The sequence below is a fragment of the Cellulomonas alba genome (genome assembly GCF_030362835.1).
GTDB classification, from domain to species: Bacteria; Actinomycetota; Actinomycetes; order Actinomycetales; family Cellulomonadaceae; genus Cellulomonas; species Cellulomonas alba.
This window is the reverse complement of sequence record NZ_JAUCGQ010000001.1, coordinates 2,168,876-2,187,581: the sequence shown is the minus strand read 5'-3', so window position 1 is coordinate 2,187,581 and position 18,706 is coordinate 2,168,876. Positions and strand designations below refer to the sequence as shown.

Annotated in this window: 16 protein-coding genes; 6 read left to right on the top strand and 10 right to left on the bottom strand. The window is 75.1% G+C overall.

Going from position 1 to position 18,706, the window contains the following annotated elements:
• Window positions 1-58 precede the first annotated feature (58 nt).
• Together QRT04_RS09995 and QRT04_RS09990 are read left to right on the top strand one after the other, a co-directional pair.
• Entirely contained in the window at window positions 59-1,336 is a 1,278-nt protein-coding gene (locus QRT04_RS09995; RefSeq protein ID WP_326522462.1) for a glycosyltransferase, read from the top strand.
• Entirely contained in the window at window positions 1,333-3,426 is a 2,094-nt protein-coding gene (locus QRT04_RS09990) for a glycosyltransferase family 39 protein (RefSeq protein ID WP_289455063.1), read from the top strand. The genes QRT04_RS09995 and QRT04_RS09990 overlap by 4 nt, the downstream gene beginning before the upstream one ends.
• A gap of 108 nt (window positions 3,427-3,534) precedes the next feature.
• On the opposite strand, the gene QRT04_RS09985 is transcribed toward QRT04_RS09990, so the two are convergent.
• The gene (locus tag QRT04_RS09985; protein ID WP_289455062.1) at window positions 3,535-4,815 is read right to left on the bottom strand and encodes a hypothetical protein; all 1,281 of its coding nucleotides are present in this window, start codon (window positions 4,813-4,815) and stop codon (window positions 3,535-3,537) included.
• Between the two features lie 235 nt (window positions 4,816-5,050).
• Here QRT04_RS09985 and QRT04_RS09980 point away from each other — a divergent pair, with 235 nt between their 5' ends.
• Window positions 5,051-5,395: a YciI family protein gene (locus QRT04_RS09980; RefSeq protein WP_289455061.1), complete on the top strand. Its 345-nt coding sequence runs from the start codon at window positions 5,051-5,053 to the stop codon at window positions 5,393-5,395.
• A gap of 61 nt (window positions 5,396-5,456) precedes the next feature.
• On the top strand, window positions 5,457-6,863 hold the full coding sequence (gene radA, locus QRT04_RS09975; RefSeq protein ID WP_289455060.1) for a DNA repair protein RadA: 1,407 nt from the start codon (window positions 5,457-5,459) through the stop codon (window positions 6,861-6,863).
• Between the two features lie 24 nt (window positions 6,864-6,887).
• On the opposite strand, the gene QRT04_RS09970 is transcribed toward radA, so the two are convergent.
• From QRT04_RS09970 to QRT04_RS09945, 6 genes are all read right to left on the bottom strand, one after another.
• Complete coding sequence (locus tag QRT04_RS09970) at window positions 6,888-7,886, bottom strand: N-acetylglucosamine kinase (RefSeq protein ID WP_289455059.1); 999 nt, start codon at window positions 7,884-7,886, stop codon at window positions 6,888-6,890.
• The gene (locus QRT04_RS09965) at window positions 7,883-9,148 is read right to left on the bottom strand and encodes a 6-phospho-beta-glucosidase (RefSeq protein WP_289455058.1); all 1,266 of its coding nucleotides are present in this window, start codon (window positions 9,146-9,148) and stop codon (window positions 7,883-7,885) included. The genes QRT04_RS09970 and QRT04_RS09965 overlap by 4 nt, the downstream gene beginning before the upstream one ends.
• Window positions 9,145-10,053 carry a carbohydrate ABC transporter permease gene (locus tag QRT04_RS09960; protein ID WP_289455057.1) on the bottom strand — a complete coding sequence of 303 codons (909 nt, stop codon included), beginning with the start codon at window positions 10,051-10,053 and terminating at the stop codon, window positions 9,145-9,147. Before QRT04_RS09960 ends, QRT04_RS09965 begins: the two co-directional genes overlap by 4 nt.
• Window positions 10,050-10,985: a carbohydrate ABC transporter permease gene (locus QRT04_RS09955; protein ID WP_289455056.1), complete on the bottom strand. Its 936-nt coding sequence runs from the start codon at window positions 10,983-10,985 to the stop codon at window positions 10,050-10,052. Before QRT04_RS09955 ends, QRT04_RS09960 begins: the two co-directional genes overlap by 4 nt.
• A 5-nt stretch (window positions 10,986-10,990) precedes the next feature.
• Entirely contained in the window at window positions 10,991-12,334 is a 1,344-nt protein-coding gene (locus QRT04_RS09950; protein ID WP_289455055.1) for an ABC transporter substrate-binding protein, read from the bottom strand.
• Between the two features lie 105 nt (window positions 12,335-12,439).
• Window positions 12,440-13,609: an ROK family transcriptional regulator gene (locus QRT04_RS09945; protein ID WP_289455054.1), complete on the bottom strand. Its 1,170-nt coding sequence runs from the start codon at window positions 13,607-13,609 to the stop codon at window positions 12,440-12,442.
• Between the two features lie 188 nt (window positions 13,610-13,797).
• On the opposite strand from QRT04_RS09945, the gene disA reads away from it, so the two are divergent.
• The gene (gene disA, locus QRT04_RS09940) at window positions 13,798-14,874 is read left to right on the top strand and encodes a DNA integrity scanning diadenylate cyclase DisA (RefSeq protein ID WP_289455053.1); all 1,077 of its coding nucleotides are present in this window, start codon (window positions 13,798-13,800) and stop codon (window positions 14,872-14,874) included.
• Window positions 14,875-14,895: 21 nt separating this feature from the next.
• Here disA and QRT04_RS09935 read toward each other — a convergent pair whose 3' ends face one another.
• Window positions 14,896-15,537, bottom strand: coding sequence for a hypothetical protein (locus QRT04_RS09935; protein WP_289455052.1), 642 nt, complete (start codon window positions 15,535-15,537; stop codon window positions 14,896-14,898).
• 150 nt (window positions 15,538-15,687) lie between these two features.
• Between QRT04_RS09935 and QRT04_RS09930 the strand changes: the two genes are divergently transcribed.
• A complete protein-coding gene (locus QRT04_RS09930; RefSeq protein WP_289455051.1) occupies window positions 15,688-16,611 on the top strand; it encodes an HhH-GPD family protein in 924 nt (307 codons plus the stop codon).
• 337 nt (window positions 16,612-16,948) lie between these two features.
• Here the strand turns inward: QRT04_RS09930 and QRT04_RS09925 are convergent, their stop codons facing one another.
• Together QRT04_RS09925 and QRT04_RS09920 are read right to left on the bottom strand one after the other, a co-directional pair.
• The gene (locus QRT04_RS09925) at window positions 16,949-17,464 is read right to left on the bottom strand and encodes an amino-acid N-acetyltransferase (protein WP_289455050.1); all 516 of its coding nucleotides are present in this window, start codon (window positions 17,462-17,464) and stop codon (window positions 16,949-16,951) included.
• 159 nt (window positions 17,465-17,623) lie between these two features.
• On the bottom strand, window positions 17,624-18,616 hold the full coding sequence (locus QRT04_RS09920) for a sugar-binding transcriptional regulator (protein ID WP_289455049.1): 993 nt from the start codon (window positions 18,614-18,616) through the stop codon (window positions 17,624-17,626).
• Between the last annotated feature and the right edge of the window lie 90 nt (window positions 18,617-18,706).

The following is an 18,706-nucleotide window of genomic DNA, read 5'->3' as shown; positions in this document are numbered from 1 at the left end:
AAGGCGCAGCACAGACGCGCCACATCGCGCGGCTGGGCAGGCCGCGCAACGTCGAGGCATGGACACGACGACCCGCGACCCGATGCCCGAGACACCCGCCCCCGCCACCGGCGCGCCGCCCGTCGGCCCGGTGCTCGACCTCGTCATCCCCGTGCACGACGAGGAGGTCGGTCTCGAGCGGGCCGTGCGCGCCGCGCGCTGGTTCCTCGACACGCAGTTCCCCTACACCGCGCGGCTCACGGTCGCCGACAACGCGTCGACCGACGGCACGTGGGCGATCGCGACCCGCCTGGCCGACGAGCTGCCCGGCGTCAGCGCCGTGCACCTCGACGCGAAGGGGCGCGGGCGGGCGCTGCACACCGCGTGGCTCGGCTCGGACGCCGCGGTGCTCGCGTACATGGACGTCGACCTCTCGACGGACCTGTCGGCGCTGCTGCCGCTCGTCGCGCCGCTCGTCAGCGGGCACTCGCACCTGGCGATCGGCACGCGGCTGACCCGGACCGCGCGGGTCGTGCGGGGGCCGAGGCGCGAGGTCATCTCGCGCTGCTACAACCTGCTGCTGCACGGCGCGCTCGCGGCGCGGTTCTCCGACGCGCAGTGCGGCTTCAAGGCGATCCGCGCCGACGCCGCCCGCCGGCTGCTGCCCCTCGTGGCGGACAACGGCTGGTTCTTCGACACCGAGCTGCTCGTGCTCGCCGAGCGCGCCGGGCTGCGCATCCACGAGGTGCCGGTCGACTGGGTGGACGACCCGGACTCCCGCGTCGCCGTCGTCGCCACCGCGACCGCCGACCTTCGCGGCGTCGCGCGCCTGGCCCGGGACCTCGCGGCCGGCCGCCTGCCGCTCGACGAGATGCGTGCCGCCCTCCCGCTGGTCGGGGACGCGTCCGCCGACGCGTCCGCGAGCGCGCGGCACGTGCTGCTGCGACAGGTCGTGCGGTTCGCGCTCGTGGGCGCCGCGTCGACGCTCGCGTACGTCGCGCTCTACCTGCTGCTCGCCGGCCCGGTCGGCCCGCAGTGGGCCAACCTGCTCGCCCTCCTGATCAGCGCCGTCGGGAACACGGCCGCGAACCGGCGCCTCACGTTCGGCGTGCGCGGCCGCTCCCGCGCGGTGCTGCACCAGGGCCAGGGGCTCCTCGTCCTCGGGCTCGCCTGGGCCCTGACCTCCGCCTCGCTCGCGGCGCTCCACGCCGTCGCTCCCGGGGCGTCGCGAGCCGTCGAGCTCGTCGTCCTCGTCGTCGCGAACCTCGCGGCGACCGTCCTGCGGTTCGTCCTGCTGCGCGGCTGGGTCTTCCGCGCCCGCACGTCGACCGCCCCCACCGAGGAGGTCGCCCGATGACCACGACGCACGCCGCGTTCCTGCCTCCGCCGCCGAGCGCCGCGAGGGACGACGTACCGACCGGGCCGCTGCCTACCGAGCCGACGGTCCCCGACCCGCCCGCTCCCGCCGACGGGGCACCCGGCCGGCACGCCCGGCCCCGGTGGGAGTGGCCCGCGCTCGGCGGGCTGCTGCTCGTCACCGCGGCGCTCTACCTGTGGGACCTCTCGTCCTCCGGCTACGCGAACCAGTTCTACGCGGCAGCGGCGCGGGCCGGCGCGGAGTCGTGGAAGGCGTTCCTCTACGGCGCGTCGGACGCGGGCGCGTCGATCACGGTCGACAAGCCACCGGCGTCGCTGTGGGTCATGGGTCTGTCGGTGCGGATCTTCGGCCTGTCGTCCTGGTCGGTCCTCGCTCCGCAGGCGCTCATGGGGGTGGCCACGGTCGGCGTCCTGTACGCGAGCGTGCGACGCCGGTTCTCGGCCGGTGCCGGCCTGCTCGCGGGAGCGGTCGTCGCGCTGACGCCGGTCGCGGCGCTCATGTTCCGGTTCGACAACCCGGACGCGCTGCTCGTGCTGCTGCTCACGGCGTCGGCGTGGGCCACGCTGCGCGCGGTCGAGGGTCCGCGCACCACGCGCTGGATGGTCCTGGCCGGGGTCCTCGTCGGGCTCGCGTTCCTCACCAAGCAGCTGCAGGCGTTCCTCGTGCTGCCCGGCATCGCCGTCGCGTTCCTGTGGGCGGGCCCCGTCTCGCTCGGCAGGCGCGTGCGTGACGGGCTGCTCGCGGTGCTCGCCACGGTGGCCTCAGCCGGGTGGTGGGTCGCGCTCGTCGAGCTCGTGCCCGCGTCGGCCCGACCGTACGTCGGCGGGTCGCAGAGCAACTCCTTCCTCGAGCTGACCTTCGGCTACAACGGCCTGGGCCGGATCAGCGGCGACGAGGTCGGCTCGGTCGGCGGTGGCGGCCGAAACGGCGGCGGCGGCTGGGGCGCGACGGGCATCACGCGCATGCTCGGCGCCGAGGTCGGCGGCCAGATCGCCTGGCTGCTGCCCGCGGCGCTCGTGCTGGGCGCGGCGGCGCTGGTGCTGCTCGCGCGGGCGCGGCGGACGGATGCCCGGCGTGCGGAGGTCGTCGTCTGGCTCGGGTGGCTGCTCGTCACCGGCCTGACGTTCTCCCTCATGGCCGGCATCTTCCACGCGTACTACACGGTCGCGCTGGCCCCGGCGATCGGTGCGCTGGTCGGGATCGGCGGGTGGCTGCTGTGGCAGCGGCGCGCCGAGCTGTGGGCGCTCGCGCTGCTCGCGGCTGTGACGCTGCTGACGAGCCTCTGGTCGTTCGCGCTCCTCGACCGGTCCTCGCAGTGGCTGCTGTGGCTCCGGTGGATCGTGCTCTCGACCGGCATCGCGGCGTCGGTGCTGCTGCTCGTGGCGTTCGCCGGCGGCGCGGCGGTGGCGCGGGTCGGCGCGGCCCTGGCCCTCGTCGCGGGGCTGCTCGGGCCGGCCGCGTACACGCTGCAGACCGTCGCCACCGCGCACGCCGGTTCCATCCCGTCGGCGGGGCCGACCGTCACGGGAGCCTTCGGCGGGCCGGGCGGCGGGGGTCCGCGCGGCGGGTTCGGCGGCGCGGGCGGCCCGGGCGGCCCGCAGGGAGCGCGGGGCGGCCCGAACGGGACCACGCAGAACGGTGGCGGCCCGGGCGGCGGCGGGATGCGCGGCCTGCTCGACGGCGCGTCAGTCAGCGCCGAGCTGACCGCGCTCCTCGAGCGCGACGCCGGCCGGTACACGTGGGTCGCCGCGACGGTCGGCTCGCAGAACGCCGCGAGCTACCAGCTCGCCGCGCAGGAGTCCGTCATGGCGATCGGCGGCTTCAACGGCTCCGACCCGTCACCGACGCTCGAGCAGTTCGAGGCGTGGGTCGCCGACGGCAAGGTGCACTACTTCGTCGGCGGCCAGGGCGGTGCAGGCTTCGGCGGCGCGAGCGGCGGCGCGGACGTCGGCTCGCAGATCGAGGAGTGGGTCGCGGCGCACTTCACGGCGCAGACCGTCGGCGGGGTCACCGTCTACGACCTCACGCAGCCGTCGTCCTCGTCGAGCTCGACGACCTCGGCCGCCTGAGGGGGTCGCGCCGGGCTGCCTCCCCGGCCGACCCGGTGCGACGAGCGGGACGCCATCCCCTGGGCGTCCCGCCCGTCGTCGCACCGAGGCGCGGCGAGCCGACGTCCGTCAGAGCGGGTACGCGGCGTAGACGTTCGCGATGTCCGCGACCGGCGCCGTCGCGCGGAAGACCGTCGTGCCGTTGTTCCAGACCGCGACGCCGGTGCCGTCGCCGGCGTCGACGATCGTGTAGGCGCCGGCCTTCTTGCCGCCGACCGTGACGTCCCCGGACACCGGCAGCGACGGTGCGGGAGACGCCGTGGGCGCGGCCGACGACGTCGCCTGGGGCAGCGCGGCCACCAGGGTCTGCGCGAAGGCGCTCGCCGCGTCCGTGGTCTCGAACTGGCCCGCGGTCACCGTGACGGTGCCCGACCCGCCGTCGGTGTACGTGTCGGTGTACGCCTCGATCGCACCCGCCTTGACCCACTCGTCGTTCGGCACGGACGTCTTGAGCGCGTACTGCAGCACCGAGCTCGGCAGGGCCTTGGCGAACGGGGTCGACGCCTGACGCGACGCTGCCGGGACGGTCGGCGTCGGCGAGGGCAGCACGATCGTCGCGGCGTCGGTCGGCGTCTCCTCGGCACTCGCACTGCCGTGGCGGGTCGCGATCGCGACGACGACGACCGCGACGAGCAGCACGACGACGACCGCCACGAGCGGCACGAGCCAGCGCGGGCGTGACGAACCGCCGCCGCGCGAGCCAGAACGCCCGCCGCGCGACCCGCCGGACCCGGCGCCGCCGGGCGCACCCGCGCCCGTGGCACCACCTCCAGGCGCGCCACCCCCAGGTGCCGCGCCACCACCGGGCGCGCCACCCGGGCCACCCGGGCCAGGCGGTGTCGCGCCGCCGCCCGTCGGGCCGGCACCCGAGGCGGCCACGCCGACGGCGCCGGCCGCGGCGGCGGACCACGAAGCGCGGGCGTCGGTCCCGTCGGACCCCCCGGCGCGGGACCAGACCTGGCCGGGCTCGGACGTCGCCGCACGCTCTGCACCCGCGCGCGCCCACGCGCCGGGCGGCGTGCCGCCGCCCGTCGGCCGCGCCGCACCTGCGGCGCTCGCCGCGGCCGCGGGGCCCGCCGCGGTCGGTACGCGCACCACGGCGGGCGGCGGTGTCGCGGTGGTCGTCGCGTACGTCGACGAGTACGGCGACACGGGGGCCTGCGGCGAGACGCCGCTGGGGGCTGCGGGCGCCGGCGGCGGGACCGGGCCGGGCGCCGTGGGGGTCTGCGGGGCGACTCCTGGCTGCGCGGCCGGGGGAGCGCCGTCGGCCGCCGCGCCGGGCGTCTGCCCGGTCGGTGCCCAGGCCGGCCGGTACGCGCGGTCGGGCTCGGGCCGTCCGGTCTCGCTCATCGGGCTCCCCTCGTCGCACGACCGGCCCCTGCCGGACGCGCGCCACCCTATCGACGCGGCCCATGCCCGCGGCGGCACGCCGCACCGGCCGAGCCGGTTCGCCCGCGCTCGTCGCACGCGTGCCCACCACGGGCCCCCGACCCGCGACTGACGGGCGACCGGAGCGGGTCGCCGACGCTCGTCGCGGGGCCGCGCCACCCTGGCCCACCGACGGCCGCGGGGCCACGCTGGGCGCATGACGATCTCTGACGACGAGATGCGCGCGATGCTGACCACGACGGCGCCGTACACGGCCGTGCTGCTCCGCCACGGGTCGGCGTACGGCAGCCCCGAGACCCCTGCCGTGGTGTGGGAGCACGGCCGCCGCAACTTCGAGCTGCGCGCGGACGGTCGCCTCGCGATCGTGCTGCCGGTGCGCGACGACTCGGACCTCGCGGGCATCGGCATCTTCGCGCTCGACGAGCCCGCCACCCGGGCCGTGATGGACGACGACCCGGGCGTGCGTGCGGGCGTCTTCACCTACGAGGTGCATCCCACCCGGAGCTTCCCGGGCGACGCGCTGCCGCCGGCTCGCGACTGATCCGACCGCCGCTCCACGCGTCGCCCGCGTCGTGTCGGTGGCCGCGTCTAGCGTGCAGCGCGTGAGCACGACGACCGTCAAGCGCGACCGCAACGCCCGCCCGCCCTACCGGTGCTCGGAGTGCGGGTGGACGGCCTCCAAGTGGGTCGGCCGCTGCGGCGAGTGCCAGGCGTGGGGCACGGTCCTCGAGGACGCGGGGCCGGGCGGCGGCGCCCCGCGCACGGCGGCCGTCGCGCCGACCCGCGCGCCCGCACGGCCGATCAGCGAGATCTCGGTCGACACCGCGCTCGCGCGCCCCACCGGGGTCGAGGAGCTCGACCGCGTCCTGGGCGGGGGCATCGTGCCCGGCGCGGTGGTGCTGCTCGCGGGCGAGCCGGGCGTGGGCAAGTCGACCCTGCTGCTCGACGTCGCGGCCCGCGCGGCACGCACGGGCCGGCGCGTCCTGTACGTGACGGGCGAGGAGTCGGCCGCCCAGGTCCGGCTGCGCGCGGGCCGGATCCGCGCGCTCGACCCGAACCTCCTGCTCGCGGACGAGACGGACCTCGCCACCGTGCTGGGCCACGTCGAGGCGGTCGATCCCGACCTGCTCGTGCTCGACTCGGTGCAGACCATCGCCTCGGCGCAGGTCGAGGGCACGGCCGGCGGCGTCGCGCAGGTGCGCGAGGTCGCGGCCGCGCTGATCGCCGCCGCCAAGTCCCGCGACCTGCCGGTCGTCCTCGTGGGCCACGTGACGAAGGACGGCTCGGTGGCCGGTCCGCGCACGCTCGAGCACCTCGTCGACGTCGTGTGCCAGTTCGAGGGCGACCGCCACTCGCGGCTGCGCATGCTCCGCGCGACCAAGAACCGCTACGGGCCGACGGACGAGGTCGGCTGCTTCGACCTCTCGGAGCAGGGCATCGTCGGCCTGCCCGACCCCAGCGGCCTGTTCGTCTCCTGTGCGCAGCACCCGGTGCCGGGCACGTGCCTGACCGTCACGCTCGAGGGGCGCCGTCCGCTCGCCACCGAGGTGCAGGCGCTCGTCGCGCCGTCCGCGGTGCCGAACCCGCGCCGCACCACGAGCGGCGTCGACTCGAGCCGCCTCGCCATGGTGCTCGCGGTCCTGCAGCGGCGGCTCGGTGCGCGGCTCGCGGACCAGGACGTCTACGTGTCGACGGTCGGCGGTGCGCGGGTCGTCGAGCCCGCCGGCGACCTGGCCCTCGCGCTCGCCGCGATCAGCTCGCGCGAGAACGTCGCGCTGCCGCGCGGGCTGGTCGCGGTCGGTGAGGTCGGGCTCGCGGGCGAGATCCGCACGGTCGCGGGCGTGGGCCGGCGGCTCGCCGAGGCGGCCCGGCTCGGCTTCACGCGCGCGGTCGTGCCCGCCGGTTCGCTCGACGGGATCGCGGCGCCGGACGGCATGACCGTGCTCCTGGCGGCCGACCTCCGGGAGGCGGTGGCGGCTGCCGGCGCGGGCCAGGACGAGCGCCGCTGACCGCACCGCCGGCTCGTCAGCCGCTCATGCCCGGACGGCCAGCGCGTCCACCGGCACGGTCGCGCGCAATCGGTCCCGCGCCGCCGCCGGCGCACCCACGGCGTCGAGACCCAGCAGGGCGGCGCCGACCACGGGTCGGTCCACCACGACGACCGGCCGCGCGCCGGGCGCGCCGTCCGCGAGCCGCGCCGCGATCGCGTCGAGCAGCACCGCGTCACCGGACGCGAGCACCCCGCCGCCGAGCACCACCGGCACCTCGGCGCCGCGCAGCCCGAGCCGCTCGATCGCCACCAGGGCGAGCGTCGCGACCTCGTCGGCCTGCCGCAGGACGACGTCCCGCGCGACGGCGTCGCCGTCGGCCGAGGCGGCGAGCACCACGGGCGCGAGCGCCGGGATGGTCCGCACGGGCAGCCGGCCGAAGTGCAGGTCGGCCGTCACCTGGTCGATGTCGTCGCGCCCCAGCGCGGCCGGCACCAGGTGCTCGAGCCGGGTCGCCGGACCGCGACCGTCGTGCGCGCGCACGGCGTGCCAGATCGCGAGCTCGCCGAGCTCGTAGCCGCCACCCCAGTCGCCCGAGATCCGCCCGAGCGCGGGGAACCGCGCCGTGGTCCCGTCGGCGCGTCGCCCGACGCAGTTGATCCCGGTGCCGCAGACCACGGCGACGCCCTGCGCGGCGTCGGTGCCCGCGCGCAGCAGCGCGAACGTGTCGTTGTCCACCTCCGTCGAACGCGCGCCCGCGAACCAGTCGAGCCCCGCGAGCGCGGCGGTGAACGTCTCGACCTCGACGGGCAGGTCGAGGCCGGAGAGGTAGACGCCCGCGCGCGCCACCCCACCCGCTCCGACGTCCCGGAGCACGCCCCGCACGAGCCGGTCGACCACCGCGAGCGCCGCGTCCACGCCGATGACCTGCGGGCACGACCCGCCGTCGCGCGCGTGCGCCAGCACGGTGCCGTCGGCGGCGAGCGCGAGCACGTCCGTCTTGCTCCCGCCGCCGTCGACCGCGACGAGGACCTCGCCGCTCACCGCGCCCACGCCAGGTGGCGCGCGTTCGCAGCGAGCAGCAGGTCCGCGAGCCGCGAGGCACGGTCGTGCTGCCCGACCAGGGGGTGCGCGAGCAGCGCGCGCACCACCCGGTCGCGTCCGCCGTGCACCGCGGCCTCGAGCGCGAGGCGCTCGTAGCCCGCGACGTGGGCCACGAGCCCGGCGGCCCCCGCGTCGAGCGGCGCGACCGCGACCGGCCGGATCCCGTCCGGCCCGACCACCGCCGGCACCTCGACCACGTGGTCGTCGGGCAGGAACGGCAGCGTCCCGTCGTTGCGCACGTTCACCACGCGCACGTCGCCGTCGCCCGCGGTCAGCGACGCGAGCAGGTCGACCGCAGCCTCAGAGTAGAACGCGCCCCCCCGGCGGGTGAGCGGCTCGGGCTTGGTGTCGACCGCGGGGTCGGCGTAGAGCGCGAGCAGCTCCGCCTCGACGTCCATCACCGCCTGCGCGCGCGAGCGCGCCCCGGGCGCGAGCTGCTCCGCGAGCACCTCGTCGTGCGCGTAGTAGTAGCGCAGGTAGTACGACGGCACGCACCCGAGCAGCGCGAGGAGCGACGGCGCGAGCTCGACCTCCGCCGCGAGCTCGTCGAGGTGCCGCGCGAGCAGGCCGGGCAGCCGGTCGACGCCGTCCACCACGGCCGCCCGCTCCCACGTCAGGTGGTTGAGCCCGACGTGGTCGAGGGCGACCTGGTCCGGAGCGACCCCGAGCAGGGCCGCGAACCGCCGCTGGAACCCGATCGCGACGTTGCAGAGCCCGACCGCGCGGTGTCCCTCCGAGAGCAGCGCACGCGTGACGATCCCGACGGGGTTCGTGAAGTCGACGATCCACGCCTCGGGAGCGGCGTGCCGCCGCACGACCTCGGCGATGTCGAGCGCGACGGGCACGGTCCGGAGCGCCTTCGCGAGGCCGCCCGGGCCGGTCGTCTCCTGGCCGAGGCACCCGCACGCATGCGGGAACGTCTCGTCGCTGTGCCGCGCCGCCTGGCCGCCGATGCGGAGCTGCAGCAGCACGGCCGCCGCGCCGTCGACCCCGGCCGCGAGGTCGGACGTCGTCGTCACGCGCACCGGGTAGCCGGCCCGCGCGAACATCCGCTGCGACACGCCCGCCACGAGGGACAGCCGCCCCGCGTCCGGGTCCACCAGGCAGAGCTCGTCGAGCGGGAGCACCGCGCGCAGCCGCGCGAACCCGTCGACCAGCTCGGGCGTGTACGTCGACCCGCCGCCGACGACGGTGAGCCTCATCCCTTCACCCCCGTGAGCGTGACGCCGCGGACGAACGCGCGCTGCGCGAGCAGGAACACGAGCACGACGGGCACCATCGCGATCAGGGTGGCGGCCATGGTCAGGTTCCAGTCGACCGACCGCGACCCGCGGAACTGCGCGAGCGCGTACGACACCGGCCACGCCGACTCGTTCTCCGACGTGTACAGCAGCGGCCCGTAGTAGTCGTTCCACGACGCGAAGAACAGGAAGATCGACGTCGCCGCGATGCCGGGGCGGGCCATGGGCAGGATGACGCGCCACAGCGTGCGCAGCTCGCCGCACCCGTCGATCCGCGCGGCCTCGCTGTACTCCGCGGGGATCGTCAGGAAGAACTGCCGCAGCAGGAAGATCGAGAACGCGTCGCCGAGCAGGTTCGGCAGGATCAGCGGCCACAGCGACCCGGTGAGCCCGAGCCTGGACCACATGACGTAGAGCGGCACCGACGTGACCTGCGGCGGCAGCAGCATCATCGCGATGATCGCGAAGAAGTACAGGCGCGAGCCCCGGAACCGGATGCGGGCCAGCGCGTACCCCGCGGGCACCGAGGAGACGAGCATGAACAGCGTCGCGAGCCCGGCGTAGAGGAACGAGTTGCCGAAGTACTTGAGCATCGGCAGCTTCTCGAAGACCTGCGCGAAGTTGTCCCAGTGCCACGACGTGGGCCAGCTGAACGAGGTCCCCGCCTGCTCGGGCGACATCACGGCGGTGAGCAGCACGAAGACGAACGGCGCCACGAACATCACCGCGAGCGCGATCAGCAGCGCGTGGTCGGCGACGAACACCAGCGGAGAGCGCCGCCGCCACGGGGTGCCCTCGACCACCCGAGTGCGCCGCCGCGGTGCCGCACCCGACGCCTGCGGCCGGGTCAGGGTCGACGCGCTCACGCCGCGACCTCCGGCGTGAAGGACGAGAACCGCCGCAGCAGCACCGCCGTCACGACGCCCGCCGCGACGAACAGCACGACGGCCATCGCGGAGGCGTACCCGAACAGGTTCGCGCCGAACGCCTTCTGGTAGAGCAGCTGGCCGTACGTCAGGGTCGACTGGTCGGGCCACCCGAGCATGCCGGACGCGCCCTCGCCGACCGCCGCCTTGCCCATCGCGGTGGACGACGCGACCGCCGGCTCGGTGAAGTACTGCAGCGCGGCGATGATGCCGGTGATCAGCGAGAACATGAGCACCGGCGCCATGTTGGGGATCGTGATGTGGCGGAACCGCTGGGCGCCGTTGGCGCCGTCGAGCTCGGCCGCCTCGTACTGCTCGACGGGCACGTCGAGCAGCGCCGCCAGGAAGATGATCATGATGTCGCCGAGCACCCAGAGGCCGAGCAGGACGAGCGACGGCTTGGCCCACGCCGGCGACGTGAACCACCCGGGCCCCTCGATGCCGACGGCGCCGAGCAGCTTGTTGACCGGCCCGGTCGCGGGGTTGAGCAGGAAGACGAACGCGATCGTCGACGCCACGGGCGGGATGAGCGCGGGCAGGTAGTACAGCGTGCGGAGCGCGCCCGACGCCGTGCGGGCGCGGGTCAGCGCCCAGGCGACGAGCATGGCCCCGGCGATCCGGACCGGCACCAGGATGGCGACGAACCACAGCGTGTTGAACGTCGCCTGCCCGATCAGCGGGTCCCCGCCGAACAGGAACTTCCAGTTCGCGAACGAGTTCCACCGCGGTGGGTTCGACAGGTCGAAGCTCGTGAACGAGTAGTACACGGTCATCACCAGCGGGAACACGAAGAACACCAGCATGCCGAGCACCGACGGGCCGAGGAACCCCCAGGCCACGCGGGTGCGGCGGCGGCCGATCGCCGAGGCCATGCGCGTCAGCTCCCGGCCTGGAGCTTGACGGCCGCGTCGATCTCGGAGTCGACCTGCTTGAGCATGCCCGGCAGGTCGGCGACCTTGCCCTGCTGCCACTTCGCCGTGTGCGTGCCGAAGATCGTCTGGTACTCCGCGCCGATCGAGCTGGGCGGCGTCGTCGAGGAGTGCTCGTTCTCGAAGATGTCGAGGAACGTCTTGAACTGCTCGGGCAGCTGGAGCTGCGGCGACGTGATCGCGTCGTGCGTCGTCGGCACGTTCTTGAGCCCGTTCGCGAGCTTGACCTGCGCGTCGGTGTCCGTCGTCAGGTACTTGATGAACGCCCACGCGGCCTCGGGGTTCTTCGAGCCCTTGCCGATGCCGACGATGTTGCCCGTGATGTACCCGCCGCCGTAGGTGCTCTCGAAGCCCTGGGCCGACGGGAAGGGCGCGGTGCCGTAGCTGAGCTTCGGCGCCTGGTCCGCGATGAACGCCGTCCGGTACTCGCCGTCCAGGTTCATGGCGACGCGGCCCGTCTGGAAGTCGTTCTGCGCGGAGAACTCCTCGCCGAGCGCGGCCTGGAACTTCGCGAGCTTGGCGTACCCGCCGAGCCGCTCGATCAGGTCCTTCTGCCAGGTGAGCAGCGTCTGCCAGCCCGGCGACGAGCCGATGGCCGACGTCCCGTCCTCCTTCAGCCACTGCGCGTCGGCGGAGGGACCCCAGTGCGCCTCGGCGTTCTCGTAGTAGCCGAGCAACGGCATGAACCCGAGCTGCTTGATCGAGCCGTCGGCGTTGTACTTCGTCAGCTTGACGGCCATGTCGGACAGCTCGCTCAGCGTCTTCGGCGGCTGGGTGTAGCCCGCGGCGGAGAGCAGGTCCTTGTTGTAGTAGAGGCCGTAGACGTCCGCGAGCGCCGGCATCGAGCACCGCTTGCCCGCGTACGCGGTGTAGCCGAGCACGGTCTTCGGGATCTGCGTCAGGTCGACCTTGTCGCGCTCGATGAACGGCGTCAGGTCGGTGAAGTCGCCGGAGCTGCACAGCGGACCGACCTGGTCGGTCGAGTACGACAGCGCGACGTCGATCGGCTGACCGGCGGAGATCGCCTGCCGCATCTTCTGGTCGTCCTGTCCGCTCTTGACGACGACCTTGACGCCGGGGTTCGCCTTCTCGAAGTCGTCGACGACGCCCTGGATGACGGTCGCCTCGCGGTCGGTGAAGAAGTGCCAGAACTCGATGGTCCCGGACACGGTGGGCGGCGCGCTGGCGGCGGCGGTGGGTCCGCCACCACCGGACGAGCCGCCGCACGCGGCGGTGCCGACGGCGACGGCGGCGACGAGCGCGGGGATGACGATGCGGGTGCGCGTTCTCAACGGGTGCTCCGATCACTGGTCGAGGCCGCGACCGCTCCGAGGGTGTGCTGCAGGAGCGTCCGTCGGCCGTGGTGGTGCCGGGACGTGGCTGTGGTGCGTGTGGGGTCAGGTGACGAGGTCGAGGAACCGCTGACGTAGCTCCGCCGCGACGAGCGCACGCGCGCCGCGGAGCACGGGCTGGTCGGGGACGGCGCTCGCGACGACACGCGGCGCCCACCGGGTGGCCCGGCGCACGTGCGCGCGGACGAGCTCCGCGAGGGCGGCGCCGCCGGACGCACCCGTCGCGCCGCCGAGCACGACGAGCTGCGGGTCGAGCACGGCGAGCAGGGGCAGCACCCCCACCGCGACGCGCGGCGCGATCTCGGCGAGCACCGCGTCGCGCGCGGGGTGGTCGCCGAGCGCCTCGAGGACCGCGCCCAGCGTCCGGCCGTGCACGCCGTGCGCGCGCGCGATCCGGGTCACGGCGATGCCGCCGACGAGGTCCTGCAGGTCGCGAGCCTCGGCGTCGAGCGCGATGGCGGCGGTCGGCACCGGCAGGTACCCGATCTCGCCCGCGCCGCCGGACGCGCCGCGGTGCAGCCGCCCGCCGAGGTCGACCGCGACACCGAGGCCCTCGCCGATCCAGAGGAGGCAGAAGTCCGGGACGTCGCGCCCCGCGCCGAGGTCGCGCTCGGCGACCGCCGCGAGGTTGACGTCGTTGTCGATGGCGACCGGCACGCCCAGCCCCTCCTCGAGGCAGGCGCGCACCCGGCGGCGCGGCCACCCGGGCAGCAGGCCGGTGAACGTCAGGTCGTCGGTGCGCGGGTCGACGGCGCCCTGGAGCCCGACCATCACGGTGACGACGCCGTCGGGCCGCACGCCGGCCGCCTCGCACGCCGCCTGGATGGCGGCCGACACGTCGCCGACGGGCGAGCGCTGCGCCGCGACGCGCGGCAGCGCGACCTCGACCATCGGGTGCTCCGTGCCAGCCGCGTCGACGACCGTGGCGCGCGCTTCCTGCGGCCGGACGTCGACGGCCACGCCGAGCACGTGGCCCGGTGTCGCGCCGTAGGTCACCGACTTCGGCCCGCGCGCCGGCGAGTGCTCGCCGACCTCCCCGACCAGCCCCGCGTGCTCGAGCCGGCCGACGACCTGCGACACCGTCGGCTTGGACAGCCCGGTGAGCTCGCCGATGCGCGCGCGGGTCAGCGGCCCGTGCTCGAGGAGCAGCGCGAGGGCCGCGCGGTCGTTCATCGCGCGGAGGAGCCCCGGCGTGCCGGGCTGCTGCACGGACATCGGCCTCCGCTCGGGTCGGTCGCACCCGGTCGCCCTCGACCGGGTGCTCGGAAATTAACAGTTAGGTTTCCTAACAGTCAACGCCCTCGACGTCTCCGCGGTGTTGCCGCAAGGTCACGATCACGCATCACCCGCTCGGCGCGCGCGGCACCCCTGCGCGGCCCACCACGATCGATACGATGCGAGGCGTGGCGCACCCGCACTCCCCCGACGACCTGCTGCGATCGACCCTGGCCGCGGTCGCCCCCGGCGGCGAGCTGCGCGACGGGCTCGAGCGCATCCTGCGCGGCCGCACCGGCGCGCTCATCGTGCTCGGCTTCGACAAGACGGTCGAGAGCATCTGCTCGGGCGGCTTCGCGCTCGACGTCGAGTTCTCCGCGACCCGGCTGCGCGAGCTCGCCAAGATGGACGGCGCCGTCGTCGTCGACCGCGACATCAGCCGCATCGTGCGCGCCGGCGTGCAGCTGACGCCCGACGTCACGATCGAGACGTCCGAGTCGGGCACCCGCCACCGCACCGCCGAGCGCACCGCCAAGCAGACGGGCCTGCCCGTCATCTCGGTGTCGGCGTCGATGCGGATCGTCGCGCTGTACGTCGGCTCGACGCGCTACGTGCTCGAGGACTCCACGACGATCCTGTCGCGCGCCAACCAGGCGCTCGCGACCCTCGAGCGCTACAAGTCCCGCCTCGACGAGGTCAGCGGCACGCTCTCGGCGCTCGAGATCGAGGACCTCGTGACGGTCCGCGACGTCTCCGCCGTCGTGCAGCGCCTCGAGATGGTCCGCCGCATCTCGGAGGAGATCGAGGGCTACGTCGTCGAGCTCGGCACCGACGGCCGCCTCCTGACCCTGCAGCTCGACGAGCTCGTCGGCGGCATCGGCTCCGACCGCGAGCTCGTGATCCGCGACTACGTCGACACCAGCAAGCGCGACGTCGACGCGGTGCTCGCCGAGCTGGGCGCGCTCGACTCGACCGAGCTGCTCGACATCGCGCACATCGCGCGCGTGCTCGGGCTGCCCGGCGGCGGCGACGCGCTCGACGCCGCGGCCGGCCCGCGCGGCTACCGCCTGCTGTCCAAGGTCCCGCGCCTGCCCGGCGCGATCGTCGACCGGCTCGTCGCGCACTTCGGCGGCCTGCAGAAGCTGCTCGCGGCGGGCATCGAGGACCTCATGGCCGTCGACGGCGTCGGCGAGCAGCGCGCCCGTGCGGTGCGCGAGGGCCTCTCGCGGCTCGCCGAGTCGAGCATCCTCGAGCGCTACGTCTGACGCTGTCGGGCCGGTGCCGGCCTACGCCAGCCGGAACTTCGCCGCCTTGGCCGTCGCCCCGCCGACCGTGAACGCCACCTTGTAGGACCCGACCTTGGGCGCCGGCAGGTTCGCGGGGCAGCCCGCGGCGGTCCGCACGCGGTTCCACACGACGCGCTGCGCGTCCTTGCCGCCCGGCGGCAGCAGCAGCACGCGCGACGCGGTCGTCGACCTCGAGCAGTCCTGGCTCGACCACACCCGGTCCTTGCCCGAGCTCACGACGACCGCGCGGTGCGCGTCACCCGCGTCCACGAGGCACGCCTGCGTGCCCACGTTGGTGATCGTCACGGTGAACGCCGGGCTGACGCCGGCCGCGTACCTCGTCGCACCCGGCACCACGGTCACCGCGAGCGCCGCCGCCCCGCAGTCGGTGACGCCACCCGCGGTCGCAGTCGGCGTCGGTGACGAGCTCGGCCGGGACCCGCCCGACGTGCTCGCGTGCGCGGTCGTCGACGGGTGGGGGCTCGACGCAGCGCCGGGGTCCGCCTTGGCGTCGGACGATCCGCGGCCCGCGACCAGCCAGACGAGCAGCGCCAGCACGAGCACCGGCACGCCCAGCACCACGAGCCGCCGCCGCCAGTAGACGCGGCTCGGGAGCGGGCCCGACGGTCGCACCACGCCCACGTCGCTCCCCCTTCCGGCCGGATCCACCCGTCGGCGCACACGCTACGAGCCGCCCGGCCCGCACCGGCCGACCTCTCCCGGCGTGCCGGGGATCCGCCGTGCGACCCGTTGCCCGACGGCGCCGTCGGTGGGACAGGGCAGGATGACGCGGTGCCCTTCGTCGACCCCGCCGCGTCCACAGTCGCCGGCGCCATCGTCGAACCCGTCCTCGACTGGTACGACGAGCGCGCGCGTGACCTGCCGTGGCGCGCGGCCGACCGGACGCCGTGGGGCGTGCTCGTCAGCGAGGTGATGCTGCAGCAGACGCCGGTGGTCCGCGTCGAGCCCGCGTGGCGCGCCTGGCTGGCCCGCTGGCCGCGCCCCGTCGACCTCGCGGCCGCGAGCCCCGCCGACGTGCTGCGCGCCTGGGACCGGCTCGGCTACCCGCGGCGCGCGCTGCGCCTGCAGGAGTGCGCGCGGGCGATCGTCGAGCGGCACGGCGGCGAGGTGCCGGACGACGCGGAGGCGCTCCGCGCGCTGCCCGGCGTCGGCGAGTACACCGCCGCGGCCGTCCTGGCGTTCGCGTTCGGGCGGCGCGCGGTGGTGCTCGACACGAACGTGCGTCGCGTCCTGGCGCGCTCGGTCGGCGGCGAGGCGCTCCCGTCGCCGAGCCAGACGCGCGGCGAGGTGGCCCGCGCGGACGCGGTCGCGCCGCACGATCCGGCGCGCGCCGCCCGCTGGGCGGTCGCGTCGATGGAGCTCGGTGCGCTCGTGTGCACCGCTCGCTCGCCGCGCTGCGACGCGTGCCCGGTGGCTGCGGCCTGCGCATGGCGCGCCACCGGCTGCCCGCCCGACGCGCACGCGCACCGCCGCCGCACGCAGGCGTGGCACGGCACCGACCGGCAGGCGCGCGGTCGGATCATGGCGCTGCTCCGCGAGGCGATGGGTCCCGTGCCCGCCGCCGCGGTCGAGGCCGTGTGCCCCGACCGGGAGCGACGCGAGCGCTGCCTGGCCTCGCTCGTCGCGGACGGCCTCGTCGTCAGCCACCCGGCGAGCGGCCCGGACGAGGACCCGACGTACGCGCTCCCGACCTGACACCCCCCCGACCGTCCGCCTCGCACCCGCGCGCCACCCCGTTGACCCCGCGCCGGCGCGCCGTCCCTGTGGCCGCACGCGTGGTCAGACGCCGCGCGCCGCAGAACACCCCGTGGCGTCCAACCATGCGTACGACGACGCCCCCGACCCGGAGCGCCACCGCTTGACCCCGCGCCCGCGCGCCACCCCCTTTGACCCCGCGCGGGCGCCCCGTCCCTGTGGCCGCACGCGTGGTCGGACGCCGCGCGCCGCAGAACACCCCGTGGCGTCCAACCATGCGTACGACGACGCCCTCGACCCAGTTCGTCCGCGACCGAGGCGAACGCTCGGCACACCGCTAGTCCAGCTCGATGAGCATCCGCGTGTTGCCGAGCGTGTTCGGCTTCACGCGCGCGAGGTCGAGGAACTCCGCGACGCCGTCGTCGTGCGAGCGCAGCAGCTCGAGGTAGACGTCGGGCGTCACGGGGGTGCCCTCGATGGCGTGGAACCCGTGACCGACGAAGAAGTCGACCTCGAACGTCAGGCAGAACAGCCGGCGCAGCCCCAGCTCGCGCGCCCGCTCCATGAGCGCCGAGAGCAGCGCGTGCCCCACCCGGCGTCCCCGGTGCGTCGGCGCGACGGCGAGGGTGCGGATCTCGGCGAGGTCCGACCACAGCACGTGCACCGCGCCGCACCCGACCACGTCACCCGTCTCGACGTCCTCCGCGACGAGGAACTCCTGCACGGCCTCGTAGTAGCCGACCCACTCCTTGGGGAGGAGGATGCGCTGCTCCGCGTAGGGCTCGACGAGGTCGCGGATCACGCGGACGTCGGCGGGCAGGGCGGGTCGGATGCGCACGGCGGCGGGGGTCACGCGCCCACGCTAGCGACCGCCGACCCCACCGCCGCCCACCCGGGCCGCGCCCGCGATGCGCGTGCGAGGACATCGGGCTGTCGGTCGCGGCGAGCGACGGTTCGCTCAGATTCCTGCGAGGCGCGCGGCGGGAGGAGACGCGGCCCGCGCCGCCCTGCGTCAGGCGTGCGCGCGGGTGCGCCGGTGCACGTGCATCGGCTCGACCGCGTCCAGCAGGCCCGTCGCCGTGATCTCGTCGACCACGAGGTCCGTGACGACGCCGGCGCGCAGCGCGGCCAGGAGGGGAGCGACCTTGTTGTCCCCCGCGACCACGCACACGCGTCGCGCGATGCGCTGCAGCTCGACGGGCGTCGGGCCGGTCGCACGTTCGTTCAGGGGCACGTCCTGCCACGACCCGTCGGCCCGCAGGAACACCGTGCAGACGTCACCCACGACGCCCTCGTCGTGGAGCACGCGCACGTCGGCGTCGTCGAGGTAGCCCGCCGCGTAGACGTGCGACGGGACCGCGCCGGCCACCGCGCCGACCGAGAACACGGCGATGTCGGCCCGCCGCTGCATGTCCAGCACGCGCCGCACGGACCGCTCGCGCCACATGGCGGCCTTCGTGTCCGAGTAGTCGAAGAACGCGGGGACCGAGAAGTGGTGCACCGCGGCGCCGAACGCGGTCCCGAACGACGAGATGAGGTCCGACGCGTACTCGATGCCGCTCGTGCGCATGTTCGCGGCGCCGTTCAGCTGCACGACGTGGGAGCCGCGCGTCGGCTTCGGCGACAGGAACCGAGAGACCGCCGCGAGCGTGGTCCCCCAGGCCACGCCCAGCACCATGTTCGAGTCGAACCAGGACGAGAGCAGCTTCGCGCCGGTCATCGACACCTGGTCGAGGCGCTCGATGTGCGAGGCGGAGTCGGGCACGGGCACCACGTAGGTGTCGATGCCGAACGCCGACGCGATCGAGCGGCCGAGCCCGGGTGCACGCGTGCTCGCGGGGCGCAGCGTGATCTCGACGAGCCCGGCCTCGCGCGCCCTCTTGATGAGCCGCGACACCGTGGACCTCGAGGTGCCCAGGTGGCGCGCGATGACCTCCATCTTGAGGTCCTGCAGGTAGTACATGGACGCGGCACGCAGCACGTCCTGCTCCCGCTCGACGTACATCGACCCTCCCGTCGGGACCGCGTTCCCACTGCACGTTCGTGCAGTCCGGTTGCGCGTCCGTTCGCCCCGTGATGACGATAACCACGCCGC